This is a genomic window from Micromonospora sp. WMMD1120 (assembly GCF_029626235.1).
In the GTDB taxonomy this organism is placed as follows: Bacteria; Actinomycetota; Actinomycetes; order Mycobacteriales; family Micromonosporaceae; genus Micromonospora.
The window spans coordinates 1,968,343-1,987,544 of record NZ_JARUBO010000005.1 but is presented as its reverse complement, the minus strand read 5'-3'; the positions used below and the strand labels follow the sequence as shown (position 1 = coordinate 1,987,544).

The window sequence follows — 19,202 nt, the reverse complement described above, 5'->3', positions numbered from 1 at the left end:
AGGAGACGCCATGAAGGTGAACCTCTACTACGCCCCCTTCCCCTCGCAGATCTTCCAGGGGGAGAGCGAGCCGATCAACACCGAGCGGCCACTCAACCCGAAGAGCGCGCTGACCACCATCGCCGCCGGGCTGCGGGCGTACGCCCCGCACTTTGGCTACTCCTGCGACATCGAGATCATCGACCTCCAGCTCGGTGGGCAACGGGTCAAGTACAAGTCGCTGCCGTACGGCCCTCGGATCATGGACTGTTTCCGGTACGGCACCCCGTTCGAGGAGGCCGACGAGAAGATCCGCTCGGCCGAGGTGCACGGGATCACCTGCAACTTCACCAACAGCGCGAACATCGTCAGCGACCTCGCCCAGCACATCAAGCGGGTCAACCCGAAGGCCCTCGTCGTGGTGGGCGGGGTCGACTGCACCGCCCGTCCGCAGTACTACCTCGCCCGGGGCGCGGACGTGGTGGTGCGCGGCGAGGGCGAGCTGACCTTCGCCCGGATCATCGACGCGCTGAACCGTAAGCAGGACCTCGGCACCGTGCCGAACATCTCGCTCCGGGGCCGGCTCATCCCCACGAAGGTGGACACCGGCGAGACCATTCCGATGGACTCGATCGAGCCGATGGCCCTGGACCTGATCCCCGACCTCTCCGTCTACACGGACACCGCCGAGGGGCCGCCGCCGGAGGGCGTGCAGGGCAGCTTCATCTGCTGGGAGACGTCCCGCGGCTGCGCGTGGCGGTGCTCGTTCTGCACCGCCCCGTCCCGGGGCGGCTACCGCTACATGAGCCTGCCGACGATGGAGAAACACCTCAAGACGTTCCAGGAGTACGGCATCAAGACGATCGTGTGGCAGGAGGACAACCCGCTGTCCCGGATCCAACAGAACGGCACCGGCCGCTACCTGTACGACTCCGGGCGCGAGGACGTGCTCGCGATGTTCCACATGTTCCGGGACTACGGCTTCGCCTGGGAGTTCGCCAACGGCATCGAGTTCGGCAAGTTCATGCAGAACGGCAGCTTCGACCACGAACTCGCCGACGCCCTGCTCGGCAGCAAGATGGTCGACGGCCGCTGGGTCGGTTGCTACCGCGTGCAGATCCCGCTGGACAACATGAACGTCAAGAAGCGCCGGTTCCCGAAGCTGCTCGGCTTCGACGAGCAGGTCGACGTGCTGGCCACGATGCTCACCGACCACGGCGTCGGCCACCAGACGTACGACCTGTTCATCGGCTATCCCGAGCACGACCGCGAGGGCATCGACATGTTCACCGACTACTGCCTGCGGTTGAAGGAGGAGCTGACGTCCGTCGGGCAGGGGAGGTACCAGCCGTACTTCAACGTGTTCAACCTGTCGCTGCTCCCGGGCGCCCGGGACTGGACCACGCTGCACTCCCTGCTCCAGTTCGACATCGACGAGAACCCGGAGGTGATCGGGATCTTCCTGTCGGCGATCAACACCGATCACTTCACCTACTGGGACATCTACCAGAAGCGTCTTGAGATGACGACCATGCTCAACGATCGCGAGATGCACCGTCTCTACGACGGCATCTACGCGGGCTGACCAGGAGGTACCGGCCATGCGCGTCACCCTGTTGTACGCCCCGTACCCCGGGCAGTCGTTCCGCGACGAGGACACGACCATCAGCCCGGTGCGTGTCCGCAACCCCAAGAGCGCCCTCGTCACGCTGGCCGCGGGCGCCCGCGCCTACCTGCGCGAGTGGGGCGTCGACGCGGAGTTCAAGATCGTCGACACCCAGGTCGACGCCGGTGAACCGGAGCACTACGCCTCGTTCCAGTACGGGCCGCGCACCATCGACTGCCACCGCTACGGCGGCCCGTTCGAGGCGTACGCCGACGAGGCCCGTGCCGCCGACATCATCGGAATCTCCAACAACTTCACCAACTCGGCGCGGGTGGTGACCGAGTTCGCCACGTTCCTCAAGCAGGTGAACCCGAACGCGCTCGTCGTCGGCGGCGGCATGGACGTCACCGCGCGACCGGAGTGGTACCTGGCCAACGGTTTCGACGTGGTGATCCAGCTCGAGGGTGAGCTGACCTTCGCCAAGCTGATCCAGGCGAGGGCGACCGGTCAGCCCATCGAGAGCATGGTGATGACCCGGCGCGTCGGCGACGGCCTCGTCATCATGGGTGGCGCCCAGCTGAACCTGGCCGAGTTGCCACCGATGGCGCTCGACCTGATCGACGACCTGTCGGTCTACGACGACACCGGCGAGGGCCAGCCGCCGATGACGGTACGCCCCCCGTTCACCTGCTTCGAGACCTCGCGTGGCTGCTACCGGACGTGCTCGTTCTGCGCGACCCCGATGCGCGGGCACTACCGCTACATGAAGCCGGAGGTCGTACGCCGGCACTTCGAGTACCTGAAGTCGATGGGGATCTCGAACATCCTGTTCCAGGAGGACAACACGCTCTCCCGGATCCAGCGCTCCGGGCGGGGAACGCTGCTGCACGACAGCGGGCGGGAGGACACGCTGGCGATCTTCCGGATGGCCCGCGAGATGGGCTTCTCCTGGGAGTTCGCCAACGGGCTCGAGTTCGGCAAGTTCCTCGACCTGGGCGAGGTGGACAGGGAGTTGATGGAGACCCTGTTCTGGAACGACACCAGCGGGGACCGCTGGGTCGGCTGCTACCGGGTGCAGATCCCGCTGGAATACCTCGGCGACGAGCCCACCAAGAAGTTCAACAAGCTGCGGCCGTTCCAGGAGCAGCTACAGATCGTCACCTCGATGCTGGACCTCGGCGTCCGGTATCTGACCTTCAACATGCTGATCGGGCATGACGACGACGACCAGGCGATGATCGACATGTACCTCGACCGCTGCCTGCAACTCAAGGCCCGGCTCCACGAGGCCAGCACCGAGGCGACCAGCTACTTCAATGTCTTCAACCGGACCCTGCTCCCGGGGACCGCGGACTTCCGCAAGAAGGCGGATCGACTATCGTTCAACATCGAGGAGACGCCGGAAGTGATCAGCGTCTACCTCTCGCCGATGCCGTCGAACCACCTCTCCTACTACGAGCTGTTCGAGCAACGCCTCCGGCTCACCGAGGCGCTGAACGGCTCCCTCATCGACCAGTACGACGGCATCTACCGGCCGCATGCGCAGAAGGAGTCCGTCCCCGTTGTCTGAACTGGTGACTGATGTCACTGGGTGAAGCCGTCGGGCGTTACGCCGCACTCTGGCGTACGCCCGGCGTCCCCCGGGTGATGCTGCCCGCCATGCTCGCCCGGCTGCCGGTGGCCATCGAACCGCTGGCGATCTTCCTGCACATCAGCGCCGAGACCGGCTCCTACACGGCCGGCGCGACGGCCCTCGGCGTCTTCTCGGCGGCGCTGGCCGTCGCCTGGCCCCTGCACGGCCGACTGATCGACCGGCGCGGGTTGCGGGTCGTGTTGCTGACCCTGGCGGCGCTGCACACGGCGGCGCTGGCCCTGTTCGTTGTCGCGGGCAGCGGCCCGTCCTGGCTACTGGTGGCCTCGGTCGCGCCCGTCGCGCTGACCATGGCCCCGGTGGGCTCGACCGTCCGCGCGGCCTGGGCGCTGATCCTGCCGCCCGGCCCGGCGCTCAACACCGCCAACGCACTGGAGGCGGTGCTGGTCGAGGTCTTCTTCGTGATCGGCCCGGCCCTGACCGGCCTGTTGACAGGTGTCTTCAGCGCACTCACCACGACACTGCTGGCCGGCGGGATGCTCGTGGTCGGCTCCCTCCTGTACGGCACCGCGCCGGCCGTGGCGACGATGCGTCGGGAAACCGACGGCGCCGAGCCGGGCGCGGCCGGGGGCGGCGCCGGCCACCCCCGGGGTGAACGGAGACCGTGGCGCATCCCCGGGGTCGTGGCGATCCTGGTGGCCGCCGGTGGGGCCGCCGCGGCGTTCGCCGTCCTCGAGGTGACAGTGCCCGCGACCGTGTCGGCGCACGGCGACGCCGCAGCGACCGGCGTGGCGCTGCTCTCGCTGCCCCCGGCGGCCAGCGTCCTCGGTGGACTGGTGTACGGCGCTCGGCAGCACAGTCGACTGCCGGTCAACCGCTACCTCGTGCTGCTGGCGGTGGCGTTCGCGTGCATGGTGCCGCTGGTCTTCGCCACGTCGGTGCCGGTGCTCGCGGGCTGCCTGTTCCTCGCCGGTCTGCCGCTGGCGGCGCTCAGCTCCGAGGAGTTCGGCCTGCTCGGCAGCCTGGTGCCGAAGACGGTGATCAACGAGTCGTTCGCCCTCGCGGCGACGATGATGGCGGTGGGCAGCGCGGCCGGGACGCTCGCGGCGGGGGCGGTGCTGGGCTGGCTCGGCCCCACCGAGGCGCGCCTGCTGTCCCCGACGGCCGCCCTGATCGCGTTCGCGGCCGTCTTGTCGATGCGGTCTACGCTGAGCGCCGTCGATTCATTGGTCACTGCCGACAGCGGAGCGTGACGGGACAGCGAGGTCGAACAACGCCCGGGGTGGACGGAAACAGCGGGGGGGCACGTGTCCGGAAACGGCGCGCACGACTACTACGGCCTGCGCAGATCCATGGTGACGGCGCAGGAGGCACTGGACCGACGGTGGGCGGACGACGCGGACGTGGTCGTCGTGACCGACCCACCCCGGGAGCACTGGGCGAATCTGCAGGCCGCCGGCTTCCGGATCAAGCCGCGGTGGGTGACCTGGGGGAGGCGCACCCCGGCCCACGCGGAGGACTTCCTCGCCGGGCTCTCCAAGGCGGAACGGCGCAACTTCCGGGACGTACGGCGGTACGTCGACCGGAAGGCGATCACCATCGAGGTGCACGCCAGGCTCACCCCGGAGTTGTTCGCCGAGTTCCTGACCGTCTACGACGCGCAGCTCGCCACCATGCCGCACGGCCTGCCGGCGGCGCACTCCGTCGTCGCCACCGAGGCCGGGCTCGCCGACTACTTCTTCGTCTCCGCGCGCACCGGGGACGAGTTGACCGCCGGTGTGGTCTGCCGGGTCGCCGCGTCCGACCCGGCGATGCGGGTGGCCTTCTCGGCCGCCCGGCCACAGGTCCGCCACGCGATGATCAGCCGGGCGCTCTACCTGGCGGCGTTCGAGGAGGCCCGCCGGCGTGCCTTCACCTGGGTCTCGCTCGGCACCGACCCCACCCTGTACGGGCACATCGTCCAGGCCGGCCTGTTCACCTTCAAGAGCCGACTCGGCTTCGTGCCGGTGCCGCTGCACCACCTCGACCCCGACGACGACGGCTGCGACGAGGCGGAACTGGTGCTCAGCACCGAACGGCTCGGCGAGCCGGCCCTGAGCCTCTGCTACGCCCGGCCGCCGGACCGGCTCGCCACCTGGGCGGACCCGCTGCCGATGCGGCTGGACGTGCTCCGCCCGGCCCACGGTCTCGACCTGCGCCCGTACCATGCCCCGTTCGTCACCGAGACCGTCGTGCAGCCACCGGCCGCCGGGGTGGCCGCTGGTGAGGTCGTCGTGATCGTCGACCCGTTCTCGACCGGCGCGATGCTGGCGCCCGCCTTCAACAGGCAGGGCCGGCGCTGCGTCGCGGTCCTCACCGGCACCATCAACGAGCGGTACGCCGCCGGTCTGCGCCGCGACGACTTCCTGACCGTGTTGACAGTGCGCGGTGAGTCCCCGCAGGCACTCGACGCCACCGCCGAACTGCTCGCCCCGATGCGCCCGGTCGAGGTGATCGCCGGCAGCGAGTGGGGCGTCAACGTGGCCGACGACCTCGCGCACCTGTTGGGTCTGCCCGGCAACGTCCACTCGGCCGACCGACCCCGGCGGGAGAAGCCCGCGATGATGGAGGCGGTCGCCCGCGCGGGGTTGCGGGTGCCGCTCGGCGCGCGGGTGGGCAGCGTCGAGGACCTGGACGACTTCCTGACGGCCAGCCGGGTGCTGCCGGTGGTGGTCAAGCCCGCGGCCAGCGCCGGCTCGGAGGGCGTCTACTTCTGCGCGGACGAGGCCCAGGCCCGATCCGCGACGGCGAAGCTGCTCGGGGCCACCAACGCGATGGGCCAGCCCAACGACTCGCTGCTGGTGCAGGAGCAACTCGTCGGCCAGCAGTACTTCGTCAACAGCGTGAGCCTCGACGGCCGGCACCACATCCACGAGATCTGGCGCGACGACCGCTTCTTCATCGAGGGCCGTCCGGTGTACGACAGGCAACTCCTGCTGGACGGGACCGGTGAGACCGAGGGCGTCCTTCGGCCGTTCGTGGAGGGGGTGCTGGACGCGCTCGGCGTGCGTACCGGCCCGGCGCACACCGAACTGCTCGTGGACGACCGGGGACCGGTCCTGATCGAGTCCGGCGCGCGCCTGGAGGGCGGTGTCACCCCGGCCGGGCCGGAGCGGGCGACCGGGGTGAGCCAGTTGTCGCTGACCGTCGAGCGGTACACCGACCCGGAACGCTTCGCCCGGCGGATCGGCGCCGGCTACCAACGGCAGCGGGCCCTGATGGTCGTCTGCCTGGTGGCGCCGTACGACGGCACTGTCGCCGAGGGCGCTGCCCAGCGACTGGCCGAGATCCCGTCGATCTTCTGCGGTACGGCGTTGGATCTGGTGCCGGGCACCCCCGTGCACCGGACCGTCGACCTGTTCACCTCACCCGGTCACCTCTACCTGATCGCCGACGACCCGGCCCGCCTGGAGGAGGACTACCAGCGGATTCGCGCTCTCGAACACAACGGCCTGTACGAGTCCCGATAAGGGGTAGATCCCCGTTGGGTGGGCGATATCCTGAGCGCTGATCTCCCGAATGAGGATTTGATGGATGAGTTCACCTATCGCGACGGTTCCCTCTGGTGCGAAGGAGTGTCGCTGACAGCGGTGGCCGAGCGCTACGGCACACCCACATACGTCTACTCCGCGAGCACCCTGATTGATCATTATCGCCGATTCGCCAAGGCCTTCGACCCGGTCAGCCCATTGGTCTGCTTCTCCGCGAAAGCGCTGGGCAACGTTCATCTGCTCCGGCTGCTCGGGCGGGAGGGCGCCGGGATCGACGCGGTCAGCGGGGGCGAGCTGCACCGCGCGATGGTGGCGGGGATCGACAGCGAGCGGACGGTGCTGGCCGGGGTGGGCAAGTCCGAGAGCGAGCTTCGGGAGGCGGTCCGTCGCAACATCCGCTGCATCAACGTCGAGTCCGAGGCGGAGGTCGAGCTGCTGTCCCGGATCGCCCGCGAGGAGGGAGCGCGTCCTCGGCTGGCGATCCGGGTCAACCCCGATGTCGCCCCTGACCAGCGCACTCCGGCCCGCACCACGACCGGCACCCGGGGCGGCAAGTTCGGTGTCGACATCGAGCGGGCCGGGGCGTTGTTCGAGCGGGCCGCCGCCGACGACGCGCTGCGGATCGAGGGTTTCCACATCCACCTGGGTAGCCCGATCTTCGACCCGCAGGTCTACGCCACCGCGCTGGACCGACTGCTCGACCTCGTCAGCCGGCTGGAGGCGGCCGGGCACCGCATCACGACGCTCAACCTGGGCGGCGGTTTCCCCGCCGAATACATCGACCGCACCGCGCCGAGCTGGGACGATTTCGCCGAGGTGATCGTGCACCGGCTCACCGGCTTCACCCGGCAGGGTGGTCAGGTCATTTTCGAGCCGGGCCGCACCATCGCCGCCAATGCCGGAATTCTGCTCAGCACTGTCCGCTATCTCAAGCAGGCCGGTGACCACCAACTCGCCGTGATCGACGCCGGCATGACGCACATCGCCCGCGCGGCGATGTACGACAGCTACCACTTCATGTGGCCGGTGCGACCGCCGGTCGAGTCGGTTCCCGCCTCCCGTGACGTGTCGGGCCTGACGGGGCTCACGACGTACGACGTGGTGGGCCCGATCTGCGAGTCGAGTGACTACCTGGCCCGGGGCCGGTCATTGCCGACGCTGAATGCCGGTGACCACTTCGCGATCTTCACGGCCGGCGCGTACGGCATGACGATGACGAGCAACTACAACAGCCAGTTGCGCCCCGCCGAGGTGCTCGTGCACGGCGACCAGGTCTCGCTGATCCGACGGCGGGAGACGTACGACGACCTGGTGGCGCTGGAACTGCTCGACGACGGCAGCGACCGGGACGGCTGATGGACGGCGACGTGTCGGTCACGGCCCTGCGCTCGATCCGCGAGATCGGCGAACGGGTGTGGAACGACCTCGCCGAGGGTGAGGGGTTCTACAGCGGTTACCCGTGGCTGGCCTGGGCCGAGACCGACCCGTCGTTCGTCACCACCTACCTGGTTGCCCGGGACGCCTCGGGCGCCATCGTCGCGGCGGTGGCCACCTACCTGTGGAACGGCGCGAGCGTGCCGTCGATGAACCTGGCGTACAGCCCGGGTCACATCGCCGAGGAGAACCTGCAACGGTCGCTGTCGGCCGAGGAGCACGCCGCGTTCCTGCCCGCGCTGCTGGTGGGTTCGCGGGCCGGCTACCACGGTGCCGTCGCCATCTCCAAGGACCTGCCGGCCGACCGGCGGGACGCCGTGCTGACCGCCCTCTTCGTCGAGGTGGAGGCACTCGCCGCACGACTCGGGGCGGCCTGTGTCGCACTGCTCTACACGCCAGTGGCACACGTGGCCGCGTACTCGAAGGCGTGGCATCGCGCGGTCGGCCCGGCCGGCCGCGGTCCGGTGGCGGCGATGCTCTCGGCCGAGGCGGTGTTGCCCGCGCCGGGCGGTGACCGGACCGTCGAGGCGGCGGACCGGCGGGAGTGGCGGCGCGAACGGCGGCGCTACGACGACGCCGTGGACCGGGTGGAGACCGTTCGGCTCGCCGAGTGCGTGGACGTGATCGCTCCACTGCTCGGCGCCACCCAGCGCAAGTACGGTGGGCCGGACAGCGACGCCGACATGCGCCGCTACTTCGCCTCCCAGGTGCCGGCGTTGGACGCGTACAGCCTGGTGCTCCTGGAGTTCGCCGGCGACGAGGCGGTCGGGTTCAGCCTCAACTACCTGTGGCCGGACGGGGTGTACGTCCGCGCGGCCGGCTTCGGGCAGCGGGCGGCGGCGTACTCCTACTTCAACCTGACCATGTACCGTCCCCGCGATCTCGCGGCGGAGCGGGGCCTGCCGGGGGTGCATCTCGGCGCCGGCACCTACGGTGCGAAGCGCGCCCGCGGCGCCGAGCCACGCTGGACGGCGGGCCTGGTTCGGCCTCCGGCGGACGTCTCCGACGAGCTGACCCGGGCCTTCGCCATCGATGGTTCGGACTACCGGCAGGCGGTCCGGATCTGGGGCGGGCCCGCCCCCACCATCCCCTCGCAGCAGGAAGGCGACGATGCGCTATCGGAGGTTCGGCCGGCTGGGCTGGCAGGTAAGTGAGGTCTCGTACGGCATGTGGGGCGTCGGCGGCGGCCTGCACGGCTGGACCGGCGTCGAGGACGACGAGAAGGTCGCCGCGCTCCAGCGGGCCGTCGACCTGGGTTGCAACTTCTTCGACACCGCCTGGGTGTACGGGCGCGGGCACAGCGAGCGGGTGCTCGGCGACCTGGTGCGGGCGAACCCCGACACCCGGCTGTACGTGGCCACGAAGGTGCCGCCGAAGGACATGCGGTGGCCGTCGACCCGCGAGTCGACGCTCGACGACGTCTTCCCTCCCGAACACATCGAGGAGTACGTCCACAAGAGCCTCGCCAATCTCGGGCTGGAGTCGATCGACCTGCTGCAACTGCACGTCTGGGAGGACTCCTGGGCGGACGACAGCCGCTGGCAGGACACCCTCACGAAGTTGCGGGACAGCGGCCTGATCGGCGGGATCGGCATCTCGGTCAACCGCTGGGAGGCGTGGAACGGCGTACGGGCGATCGAGACCGGGCTGATCGACGCCGTCCAGGTCATCTACAACATCTTCGACCAGGACCCGGAGGACGAGCTGTTCCCGGCGGCGACGGCGCAGGACGTCGCGGTCATCGCCCGGGTGCCGTTCGACGAGGGCACGCTGACCGGCACGTTGACTGTCGACACGACGTGGCCGGAGGGAGACTGGCGCAACTCGTACTTCGTGCCGGAGAACCTGGCCGAGAGCGTCGCGAAGGCGGAGGCGCTGCGCGCGGACCTGCCGCCCGGGATGTCGATGCCGGAGGCGGCGTTGCGCTTCATCCTGGCCGACAGTCGGGTCTGCACCACGATCCCGGGGATGCGGCGGATCGCGCACGTCGAGAGCAACATCGCGGTGAGCGACGGGAGGTCACTGGAGCCGGAGGTGCTGGCGACCCTGCGTCGGCACCGCTGGTCGCGTCAGCCGACCTGGTGGTCCCAGTAGCGGCGGTGGCTCGGCGCTCGTCCGGAGGGCGGACGACCAGGAGTCGGCGCCACAGACATTGATATTTACTAATGTCTGTGGCTAGGCTCCTGGCACCCCCTTCCGGATTGGAGTCAGCGATGACCTCACGACTCAGTCGGCTTGCGGTCGCCCTGGTGGCGACGGCGGGTGCCACCCTCGGCGTCACGGTCGCCAACCCCGCGCCCGCCAGCGCCGCCATGACGATCTGCTACAACACCAGCCAGGCAGGCAGCTACGCCGGCACCGCCAACCAGGCCGCATCGATCTGGAACAACGCCACAGTCAACCTGACCCTCTCCGCCAACTGCGGCTCCAACCTGCGGATCTACCAGATCACCGGCGGCGGCTCCTACGCCGTACGGACCAGCCTCGGCAACGGCCGGGTCTACATCGACACCCAGCAGGCAGCGCAGTACAGCCCACTGCGGATCATGACCCACGAGATCGGGCACATCCTCGGTCTGCCGGACAACTACAACGGCAACTGCGCGATCCTGATGTCCGGCGGCAGCGCCGGCACCAGCTGCACCAACCCGTACCCGAGCAGCACCGAGGCGAACCGGGTCAGCAGCCTCTTCGCCGGCACCCGGATCGCCACCGAACGCAGCACCGACAGCGCCGGAGCGGACATCTTCCGGGACAGCTGGCCGAGCATGCTCACCCCGGTGAGCTGACCGACCAGGCACGTCGGACAGGGGCCGGCCCACGCGGGTCGGCCCCTGTCCCGTGTACGCGCGGTCAGCCCGGCAGTGGCGTCAGCCGGGTACGCGGGCCGGCGCGCAGCACGCCGGACGGCAACCTCTTGCCGAGCAACTCCTCGGCCAACTCCGCCACCTCGATCAGGGCGGCCAGGTCGATGCCGGTGTCGATGCCCATGTCGTGCAGCATGTGCACTGCCTCCTCGGTCGCCAGGTTGCCGCTCGCCCCCGGCGCGTACGGGCAGCCGCCCAAGCCACCGACGCTGGCGTCGAACTCGGTCACCCCCAGCTCCAACGCCGTCAACAGGTTGGCCAGCGCGGTACCCCTGGTGTTGTGGAAGTGCAGCAGCACCGGCACGTGCGCGTTGCGGTCGCGTACCGCGGTGAGCAGCTCGCGGACCCGGCGCGGAGTGCCCATGCCGGTGGTGTCGCCGAAGGCCACCCGGTCCGCCCCGTCGCGGACGACCCGGTCGACGATGCCGGCCACCCGGTGCGGGTCGACGTCCCCCTCGTACGGGCAGCCGAAGCTGGTCGCGATGATCACCTCTACCCGCGCGGACGCCCCGTGCAGCAGGTCGATCAGCTCGGCGATGTCGTCGAGCGACTCGTCGGTGGACCGGTTGACATTGCGCCGGTTGTGCGTGTCGCTGGCCGAGACCACCACCTCGATGTCGGTGAAACCGGCGGCGAGGGCCCGCTGGGCGCCCCGGCTGTTCGGCACCAGCGCGGAGTAGCGCACCCCGTCGGCCTTGACCGCCCGCCGCCACACCTCGTCGGCGTCGGCCATCTGGGGGATCGCCTTCGGGTGCACGAACGACACCGCCTCGATCCGGCGGACGCCGGTGGCGGAGAGCGCGTCGAGCAGCCGCACCTTCGCGTCGGTCGGGATCGGGTCCTCGTTCTGCAACCCGTCCCGGGGCCCCACCTCGCGGATGGAGACGGAATCTGGCAGTTGACTCATCGGTCACCTCGCTGTGACGTCGGATCGGGACAGCTGTGGAATCCCTTTGCTCTGCCGCCCTATGCGCGACAGTTACTGTCCGTCGTCGGGGTAACCACTGTCGCATAGAGGGCAGCAGAGCAAAGGGCGCGCGAACCAGTCTTGCCCGGCCAGGCCGCCGGGCACGACGGCCGGGGACGCGGGGTCAGCGCATACGGGAGACGATGCCGGTGTCGTAGGCGCCGGAGCGGAACTCCTCGTTCTCCAGCAGCTCGGCGAAGAAGGGCACGTTGTTCTTCGGCCCCTCGATCTGGAAGCCGGCGACCGCCGCCTTCGCCCGTTCCAGCACCTCGTCCCGGGTCGCGCCGGTGACGATCAGCTTGGCCAGCAGGCTGTCGTAGAACGGGGTCACGGTGTTGCCAGCGGTGTAGCCCGAGTCCACCCGGACACCCTCACCGGTCGGCTCCACCCAGGTCCTGATCACACCGGGGCCGGGCAGGAAGCGCTTCGGGTCCTCCGCGTTGATCCGCATCTCGAGGGCGTGACCACGCGGGGTCAACGCGTCCGGGTCGAACGTCGGCGCCAGCCCGGACGCCACCCGCAACTGCTCCTCGACCAGGTCGACGCCGTAGACGTACTCGGTCACCGGGTGCTCCACCTGGAGCCGGGTGTTCATCTCCAGGAAGAAAAAATCTTCGGAGCCGGAGCCGGAGCCGGAGCCGTCACCCTCGGAGCCCCGCTGACGCGGGACCAACAGGCACTCCACGGTGCCAGCGTTGCGGTAGCCGACCGCCTCGCCAGCGCGTACCGCGGCCGCCAGGAACCGCTCCCGCAGTTCCGCCGAGACCGCTGGCGACGGGGACTCCTCGACCAGCTTCTGGTTACGCCGCTGCACCGAGCACTCGCGCTCGCCGAGCGCCACCACCCGGCCGTCGGCCAGCCCGAGGATCTGCACCTCCACGTGGCGCACCCGGGGGAAGTACCGCTCGATCAGCACCGAACCGTCACCGAACATCCGCTCGGCGAACGCGCGCACCTTGTCGTACTCAATGCGCAGCGCGGCCTCGTCGGCGGCCACGCCCATGCCCATGCCGCCACCGCCGGCAGCGGCCTTGACCATCACCGGGTAACCGATCTCGGCGGCGGCGGTCACCGCCGCGTCCAGGTCGGCCGCCGGGTCGGTGGTGCCGGGCGCGACCGGGACGCCGGCCGCCGCCATCAGGTTCCGAGCATTGATCTTGTCGCCCATCGCGCTGATCGCGTCCGCGCCGGGTCCGACCCAGATCAGGCCGCTCGCCTCGACGGTACGGGCGAACTCGGCGTTCTCCGACAGGAAGCCGTACCCGGGGTGGATGGCCTGCGCGCCTGTCGCCTTCGCGGCGGCGAGGATCGCCTCGGCGTTGCGGTAGCTCTGTGCCGGGTTGGGTGGGCCGATGAGCACCGCCTCGTCCGCCTCGGTGACGAACGGCAGGTCGGCGTCGGCCTCCGAGTGGACGGCGATCGTACGGATGCCCAGCCGCTTGGCGGTCCGGATGATCCGGCGGGCGATCTCGCCCCGGTTGGCGACCAGCAGTGACTCGATCATGTTTTCTCCCAGCGTCCGGATGGTGGGACGATGTCAGGGAATCATGACCGGCACGCTCCTGCCGAGCCGGGCTCCGCGAAGCCGCCCGGCGAACGGCGTCGGCTCAGGCGAGCAGCGCGGCCAGCGTCGCGCCGCGCAGCAGTTCCGCCCGCCGTCGCCGGTCCACCTCGCCACCGAGGAACGGCGTCGAGTTCATCAGGCCGAACGCGGCGTGCGCGAGCACCCGCGCCTCCCCGTCCGGCATGCCCGGGTGCAGCGCGGTGAGCACCGTCACCCACTCCTCGACATAGAGGCGTTGCAGGCGGCGGATCCGCCGCCTCGGCTCGTCGGGCAGGCGATCCAACTCGTGCAGGTGCAGCGCGATCACCGCGGGGTTGGCGAGCGCGAACTCGACGTGGAAGTCGATGAGCGACTCCAGCACGCCGCGCGGGTCGTCCGGATGCCCGGCGGCGCGTTCCCGCCCGCCGGCCAGCAGCCCCTCGCTGACCGGGATCAGCGCGGCGGCCAGCATGGCCTCCTTGCCGGCGAAGTGGTGGTAGAGCGCCGGGCCGGTGACCCCGGCGGCCGCGCCGATGTCGTCCATCGACACACCGTGGTAGCCACGGGCGGCGAACAGGCCGACCGCGATCTCCAGGATCTCGTCCTTGCGGGACCTGCGCCGGCCCGCACCCGCCGCACCCCGTGCCTGCTGCTCGACCGTCACCGGGCAAGCCTAGACCGCGTGCCGGCTGCCCGGGGCCGGCGGTGACCGCCGTTCCGCAGTGTGGCCGCTTGACCCTCGACCCGGTCGAACCCGCACGGTCACCGCATGACTGCCACCGCTCTCGGCCGGGACTTCCGGCTGCTCTGGTCCGCCGCCGTCTCGTCGCGGTTCGGCGACGCGCTGCGTACCCCGGCACTGGCCCTGCTGGCCGCGACGGTGACCCGCGATCCCCGGGCCATCGCGGCGATCACCGTGGCCGGCCAGTTGCCGCCGCTGCTCTTCGGCCTGCTCGGCGGCGTGTACGCGGACCGGTGGGACCGCCGGCGGACGATGGCGCTGGTCGACGGGGTACGGGCCGCGGCGGTGGCGGCGCTGGCCGTGGCGGTCGCCCTGCACCGGGTCGACGTCGCCGTGCTGCTGGTGGCGGCGTTCCTGCTCGCCGCGTCGGGCACCCTCTTCGACGCCGCCTCGTTCGCGCTACTGCCCGCGCTGGTGCCGCCGGACGCGCTGCCCCGGGCGAACGGGCGGCTCCAGGCGGGGTCCGCGATCGCCGGCGGGTTCCTCGGGGCGCCCGCCGCCGGCGTGCTGTTCGCCGTCGCCCCGGCCCTACCGTTCGCCCTGGACGCCGTCACCTTCGCCGCCGCCGCCCTGCTCGTGCTGGCTCTCACCCCGGCGCCCGTCGCGGACGCGACCGCCCGGCCCGGCGCGGGGCGCCGGTCGGTGTGGAGCGAGATCGTCGAGGGGATGCGCTGGCTGCGCGGGCACCGGACGCTGTGGCAGGTCACGCTGCTGACCGCCGCGAGCAACCTGGCGATCAGCGGAATCCTGGCGGTGCAGGTGCTCTACGCGCTGGACGTGCTGCGGGTGCCGCCGGCCGGGTACGGCCTGTTCGCCGCCGCCGCCATCGTCGGGGGCGTGGCGGGCGCCCTCGGGTCGGGTCGAATCGCCGCCCGCCTCGGCACGATGCCGGCGCTGCGCGCGGTGCTCGCCGTGGAGACCGTGGCGCTGGTCGGTTTCGCGCTGGCCCGGCACCCGGTGCCGGGCGGGCTCGCGCTCGCCGTCTTCGCCGCCGGGACCGTCGTCTGGAACAGCCTGTGGGCGTCGTACGGGCAGCGGCACGTGCCGCACGATCTGCTCGGTCGGGTCGGTGCGGCGCAGCGGATGGTGGGGCTGCTCACCGCGCCGCTCGGGGCCGCGCTCGCCGGGCTGGCCGCGGCGAGCTACGGCACGGGCCCGGTCATGGCGGCGGCGGCGGGAACAGTCGCCCTGGTCACCGCAGCCGGGTGGCGGGCACTACGGCCGGCTGCCGACAGTCTGGCCTAGCCGGGCCTTCGTTCCCGGTGGGACAGCCCGGACAGGCGTAGCGCGATCCTCCGCCGGACCGGCGGCACGGCACCGAAGAGCCGGAGCAGGGCGTCCCGCGCGGGCCGCCGGACCGGCGGCGTGGCGGCCAGCCGGGTCAGCCCGGCGGCGAAGCTCAACACGTCCTCGGCCATCGGCCGCTGCCGCGCGGCATAGTCGTCGAGCAGCGTGTCCGGGCCGCCGTCGAGCACGTCCGCCAGGGCCGTGCCCACCGCCACCGCGTCGCAGATGCCGAGGTTCATGCCCTGTCCGCCGGCCGGGCTGTGCACGTGCGCGGCGTCACCGGCCAGCAGCACCCGCCCGGCGCGGAAGGTATCGGCGATCCGGTGGTGCACCCGGAACCGCGAACCCCACAGCACCTCGGTGACCCGATCCGGTCGTCGTGCCGGGCCGCGCTCGTCGAGCAGCGCCTGGAGGTAGGCCCGGTCCGGGTCGGCGGGCGCGGTCGCCACGGCGGCGACCAGCCGCACCACCCCGCCGGGGAGCGGCGCCCACACCAGCGGTCCCGGGCGGGCGAGGAAGAGCGCCGCCTCGTTGCGGGGCAGGTCGCTGCGCACCCGCACGTCGGCGAGGACGAACGACTCCTCGTCGTCGTCCGGGCCGGTGAAGCCGATGCCGGCCGCCTGGCGGACGGTGCTGTGCAGGCCGTCCGCGCCGACCACGAAGCGGGCGCGCAGCGCCAACCCGTCCACCCGCGCCACCACGTGGTCGCCGGCGGTGTCCAGCCCGGTCAACCGGCACGGGCGTCGCACCTGGACACCGAGGTCTGCCAGCTTCCCGGTCAGCACCGTCTCGGTGACCGCCTGGGAGACCAGCAGCGCGTACGGGAAGCGGGAGGGCAGTTCGTGGAACGGCACCGACAGCAGCACCCGGTCCCTGTCCCGCACCGTGAAACGCGGCGTCCGCACCGCCTGCGCGATCAGCGGCGCGGCGGCGTCGATCCGGTCCAGCACCTCCAGGGTGTACGCGTGCACGACGGCGGCGCGGGAGGTCGTCGGCGGCCCGGCCAACCGGTCCACCACCGTCACGTCGACTCCGCGCCGGGCGAGCGTCAGCGCGGTGGCCAGACCGGTGGGGCCGGCCCCCACCACCAGGACGTCGGTGCTCGTGGGCAGCATGACAACCTCCGCCAGTCGATGCCAACGATTGTTGGCAAACGGTTGTTGGCAACGCTAGGACGCTCCCCGATTGCGTGTCAACAGGCGTTGGCCTACGGTTGTTGGCATGACCTCACCGGCGTCGCCGACCCAGTCCCGTCGCTCGGACGCCACCCGGGCGGCGATCCTGCGCGCGGCCCGGGAAAGGTTCGCCGCGGACGGTTACGAGCGCGCCACCATCCGGGCCATCGCCGCCGACGCCCAGATCGACCCGTCGATGGTCATGCGCTACTACGGCAGCAAGGAAGGGCTCTTCGCGGCGGCGGCCGAGTTCGACCTGCGGCTGCCCGACCTGAGCGCGGTCCCGCCACACGACCTCGGTGCGGTGCTGGTCCGGCACTTCCTCGCCCGCTGGGAGGGCGACGAGACGCTGGTGGCGCTGCTGCGGGCCGCCAGCACCAACCCCGGCGCCGCCGAACGCATGCGCGGCATCTTCGCCGACCAGCTCACCGCCGCCGTCGCCGTGTTCGGCACCGACGCGGAGACGACCGCCCGACGAGCCGGCCTGGTGGCAAGTCAGATCCTCGGCCTCGCCTTCACCAGGTACATCGTCCGCCTACCACCCATGGTGGACACGACGCCCGAGGAGCTGGTCCGCTGGATCGCACCGACGCTTCAGCGCTACCTGACCGGAACGCCGTCGAATTGACCCAACCTTTTGCCGCCTCCCGTGCGTCTGCCAGGTGACGCGCACCGCGACGGCCGGAAGGGGGGCGGATGGCAGCGACGGGGAACGACGGCCGGGACGGCTACCTCGCCTTCGTGGAGAGCCACCAGCACCGGCTGCTCCGCGCGGCCTACCTGATCTGCGGCAACCGGCACCAGGCCGAGGACCTTCTCCAGGACGCGCTGCTCAAGTTGGCACTGCGCTGGTCCTCGGTCCGTGGCGGTGATCCGGCCGCGTACGTGCGGTCCATCCTCTACCGGGACGCCGTGTCGTGGTGGCGGCGACGGCGGCGGGAGTGGCTCAGCGCCGCGCCGCCGGAGCAGGTGGCCCACGACCGGGACGGCGCTTTGCGGCTGACCATGCACCACGCTCTGGGGCTGCTGCCTCCCCGGCAGCGGGCCGTGCTGGTCCTGCGCTACTACGAGGACCTGACCGAGACCGCCACCGCCGAGGCGCTCGGGGTGACCGTCGGCACCGTGAAGAGCCAGTGTCACGCGGCGCTGCGCCGGCTCCGTGAGGTCGCGCCGGAGCTCGCTCGGGACACCCGGCCGGGTCAGGGTCCGGCCGACGTGAACAACGGCCTGGAGGTGAACCCGTGAACGAGCAGGAGCTACGCCACCTGTTGACGAGCAGCGTCGAGGACGTGCTGCCCAGCCAGCCGGCCACCGCCGGGTGGGAGCGGGCCGGCCGTACCCGGCGCAACCGGCGGGCGGCCGGAGCGGTCGCCCTGGCCGTGGCACTGGCCGGCGGTGGCACGGTGGCCGCCCTGCGACCGCCCGACCAGCCCGTGCTGGTGCCCCCGATCGCCTCGACGGTGACGCCGAGCGCCGGCCCCAGGGCCACCGGGCCGGTGCAGCGGCCGCCCGCCGAGCTGACCTTCCGGCCCGATCCGCTGGCCCGGCTCGGCGATCCGGTGACCGTGCCGCTCTCCGAACGACCGGTCCAGCGGGCCCTGGCGCTGTTCCAGCCGTTGGACGAGGAGGGGCGCGCGGACGGCCCGGTGCGGGTGCTCGGCGACGACGGGGTGGTACGCGGTCTGGACGTGGTGACGCTCGCGCCCACCCGGGACGCGGGCGGCAACGAGGCGGCGGCCCTGAAGCCGGGGGTGCTGTCACCGGACGGCAGGTCGGCGGCTTTCCCGCAGACCGGTGAGCTGATCATGGTCGACCTCACCACCGCCGCCGTACGCCGGACCCCCCTCGACGGCTACCTGGAGTTGGCGGTCTGGGCGGGCGACCGGGTGCTCGTCGGCGGCGACAGCCGGACGTACGCGGTAGACCGGATCAGCGGGGCCGCCAGCCCGATCGACGTGTCGGCCTGGGACGTGGTCGCCCCGGACCCGTCCGCCGGCAGTGCGGCGGGGCTCGTCGAGTCGGTCGGCGAGTGGGGTGGCCCGAAGCTGCGCAGCCGGGACGCCGGCGGTGGCACGATCCGTTCCGAGCAGCGGGTCAGCGGCTCGGCGCTGCCCCTGCCCTACCAGGTGAACGAGTTCTACGGCCGGGGCTGGCTGCACGGCCAACGCCTGGCCCAGGCGGCCTGGATCACCAGCGGCCAGATCGACGGCGCCGAGGGGGTGGCGGTGCTGGACGCGCGCACGGGCGCCGTGACCCACCTGCTCAACCTGGGCCGGGAGCGCGCCAAGGGCTGCTGTCCGGTGCTGGGTTGGGACGGCTGGGGCGCGGTGCTGCTCCGGCTGGAACCGGCCGCCCTGGCGCGGTGGAACCCGGATACCGGCGAGATCACCGGCATCCTCCGCGACCTGCGCGGGGTGATCGCGCTCGCCGGCTGAACACCCGTCCCCGCGCGACGTACTGTCGCGCGGGGACGGTCCCGTC

General features: G+C 71.3%; 16 protein-coding genes. 12 read left to right on the top strand and 4 right to left on the bottom strand.

Features of this window, described 5'->3' with window-relative positions:
• Nucleotides 1–10 precede the first annotated feature (10 nt).
• From O7634_RS09430 to O7634_RS09395, 8 genes are all read left to right on the top strand, one after another.
• A complete protein-coding gene (locus O7634_RS09430) occupies nucleotides 11–1,564 on the top strand; it encodes a cobalamin-dependent protein (RefSeq protein ID WP_278149751.1) in 1,554 nt (517 codons plus the stop codon).
• Nucleotides 1,565–1,580: 16 nt separating this feature from the next.
• On the top strand, nucleotides 1,581–3,155 hold the full coding sequence (locus O7634_RS09425) for a cobalamin-dependent protein (protein WP_278149750.1): 1,575 nt from the start codon (nucleotides 1,581–1,583) through the stop codon (nucleotides 3,153–3,155).
• Nucleotides 3,156–3,166: 11 nt separating this feature from the next.
• Nucleotides 3,167–4,429, top strand: coding sequence for an MFS transporter (locus O7634_RS09420; RefSeq protein WP_278149749.1), 1,263 nt, complete (start codon nucleotides 3,167–3,169; stop codon nucleotides 4,427–4,429).
• Between the two features lie 54 nt (nucleotides 4,430–4,483).
• The gene (locus O7634_RS09415) at nucleotides 4,484–6,685 is read left to right on the top strand and encodes an ATP-grasp domain-containing protein (protein ID WP_278149748.1); all 2,202 of its coding nucleotides are present in this window, start codon (nucleotides 4,484–4,486) and stop codon (nucleotides 6,683–6,685) included.
• A gap of 60 nt (nucleotides 6,686–6,745) precedes the next feature.
• On the top strand, nucleotides 6,746–8,062 hold the full coding sequence (gene lysA, locus O7634_RS09410; protein WP_278149747.1) for a diaminopimelate decarboxylase: 1,317 nt from the start codon (nucleotides 6,746–6,748) through the stop codon (nucleotides 8,060–8,062).
• A complete protein-coding gene (locus tag O7634_RS09405) occupies nucleotides 8,062–9,294 on the top strand; it encodes a GNAT family N-acetyltransferase (RefSeq protein ID WP_278149746.1) in 1,233 nt (410 codons plus the stop codon). The genes lysA and O7634_RS09405 overlap by 1 nt, the downstream gene beginning before the upstream one ends.
• Nucleotides 9,251–10,234 carry an aldo/keto reductase gene (locus tag O7634_RS09400; RefSeq protein WP_278149745.1) on the top strand — a complete coding sequence of 328 codons (984 nt, stop codon included), beginning with the start codon at nucleotides 9,251–9,253 and terminating at the stop codon, nucleotides 10,232–10,234. Before O7634_RS09405 ends, O7634_RS09400 begins: the two co-directional genes overlap by 44 nt.
• A 119-nt stretch (nucleotides 10,235–10,353) precedes the next feature.
• Nucleotides 10,354–10,929 carry a snapalysin family zinc-dependent metalloprotease gene (locus tag O7634_RS09395; RefSeq protein ID WP_278149744.1) on the top strand — a complete coding sequence of 192 codons (576 nt, stop codon included), beginning with the start codon at nucleotides 10,354–10,356 and terminating at the stop codon, nucleotides 10,927–10,929.
• Nucleotides 10,930–10,993: 64 nt separating this feature from the next.
• Here O7634_RS09395 and O7634_RS09390 read toward each other — a convergent pair whose 3' ends face one another.
• The 3 genes from O7634_RS09390 to O7634_RS09380 form a co-directional block, all read right to left on the bottom strand.
• A complete protein-coding gene (locus O7634_RS09390; RefSeq protein ID WP_278153921.1) occupies nucleotides 10,994–11,905 on the bottom strand; it encodes a hydroxymethylglutaryl-CoA lyase in 912 nt (303 codons plus the stop codon).
• Nucleotides 11,906–12,098: 193 nt separating this feature from the next.
• Nucleotides 12,099–13,478: a biotin carboxylase N-terminal domain-containing protein gene (locus O7634_RS09385; protein WP_278149743.1), complete on the bottom strand. Its 1,380-nt coding sequence runs from the start codon at nucleotides 13,476–13,478 to the stop codon at nucleotides 12,099–12,101.
• Between the two features lie 103 nt (nucleotides 13,479–13,581).
• The gene (locus O7634_RS09380) at nucleotides 13,582–14,181 is read right to left on the bottom strand and encodes a TetR/AcrR family transcriptional regulator (RefSeq protein WP_278149742.1); all 600 of its coding nucleotides are present in this window, start codon (nucleotides 14,179–14,181) and stop codon (nucleotides 13,582–13,584) included.
• A gap of 105 nt (nucleotides 14,182–14,286) precedes the next feature.
• Here O7634_RS09380 and O7634_RS09375 point away from each other — a divergent pair, with 105 nt between their 5' ends.
• Entirely contained in the window at nucleotides 14,287–15,504 is a 1,218-nt protein-coding gene (locus O7634_RS09375; protein WP_278149741.1) for an MFS transporter, read from the top strand.
• On the opposite strand, the gene O7634_RS09370 is transcribed toward O7634_RS09375, so the two are convergent.
• Nucleotides 15,501–16,661: an FAD-dependent oxidoreductase gene (locus tag O7634_RS09370; protein WP_278149740.1), complete on the bottom strand. Its 1,161-nt coding sequence runs from the start codon at nucleotides 16,659–16,661 to the stop codon at nucleotides 15,501–15,503. The two genes, O7634_RS09375 and O7634_RS09370, sit on opposite strands and share 4 nt — an antisense overlap.
• Nucleotides 16,662–16,767: 106 nt before the next feature.
• Here O7634_RS09370 and O7634_RS09365 point away from each other — a divergent pair, with 106 nt between their 5' ends.
• The 3 genes from O7634_RS09365 to O7634_RS09355 all read left to right on the top strand — a co-directional run bounded on the left by O7634_RS09365 (nucleotide 16,768) and on the right by O7634_RS09355 (nucleotide 19,156).
• Complete coding sequence (locus O7634_RS09365; protein WP_278149739.1) at nucleotides 16,768–17,349, top strand: TetR family transcriptional regulator; 582 nt, start codon at nucleotides 16,768–16,770, stop codon at nucleotides 17,347–17,349.
• 68 nt (nucleotides 17,350–17,417) lie between these two features.
• Nucleotides 17,418–17,966 (top strand): SigE family RNA polymerase sigma factor, encoded by a 549-nt coding sequence (locus O7634_RS09360; RefSeq protein ID WP_278149738.1) that lies wholly within the window; start codon nucleotides 17,418–17,420, stop codon nucleotides 17,964–17,966.
• Nucleotides 17,963–19,156, top strand: coding sequence for a hypothetical protein (locus tag O7634_RS09355; RefSeq protein WP_278149737.1), 1,194 nt, complete (start codon nucleotides 17,963–17,965; stop codon nucleotides 19,154–19,156). The genes O7634_RS09360 and O7634_RS09355 overlap by 4 nt, the downstream gene beginning before the upstream one ends.
• Nucleotides 19,157–19,202 lie beyond the last annotated feature (46 nt).

Coding starts and splice junctions, on each gene's coding strand:
- O7634_RS09400 (WP_278149745.1), top strand. CDS start 9,251: ATGCGCTATCGGAGGTTCGGCCGGCTGGGCTGGCAGGTAAGTGAGGTC.
- O7634_RS09420 (WP_278149749.1), top strand. CDS start 3,167: ATGTCACTGGGTGAAGCCGTCGGGCGTTACGCCGCACTCTGGCGTACG.
- O7634_RS09370 (WP_278149740.1), bottom strand. CDS start 16,661: ATGCTGCCCACGAGCACCGACGTCCTGGTGGTGGGGGCCGGCCCCACC.
- O7634_RS09365 (WP_278149739.1), top strand. CDS start 16,768: ATGACCTCACCGGCGTCGCCGACCCAGTCCCGTCGCTCGGACGCCACC.
- O7634_RS09375 (WP_278149741.1), top strand. CDS start 14,287: ATGACTGCCACCGCTCTCGGCCGGGACTTCCGGCTGCTCTGGTCCGCC.
- O7634_RS09385 (WP_278149743.1), bottom strand. CDS start 13,478: ATGATCGAGTCACTGCTGGTCGCCAACCGGGGCGAGATCGCCCGCCGG.
- O7634_RS09405 (WP_278149746.1), top strand. CDS start 8,062: ATGGACGGCGACGTGTCGGTCACGGCCCTGCGCTCGATCCGCGAGATC.
- O7634_RS09395 (WP_278149744.1), top strand. CDS start 10,354: ATGACCTCACGACTCAGTCGGCTTGCGGTCGCCCTGGTGGCGACGGCG.
- O7634_RS09425 (WP_278149750.1), top strand. CDS start 1,581: ATGCGCGTCACCCTGTTGTACGCCCCGTACCCCGGGCAGTCGTTCCGC.
- O7634_RS09360 (WP_278149738.1), top strand. CDS start 17,418: ATGGCAGCGACGGGGAACGACGGCCGGGACGGCTACCTCGCCTTCGTG.
- O7634_RS09430 (WP_278149751.1), top strand. CDS start 11: ATGAAGGTGAACCTCTACTACGCCCCCTTCCCCTCGCAGATCTTCCAG.
- lysA (WP_278149747.1), top strand. CDS start 6,746: ATGGATGAGTTCACCTATCGCGACGGTTCCCTCTGGTGCGAAGGAGTG.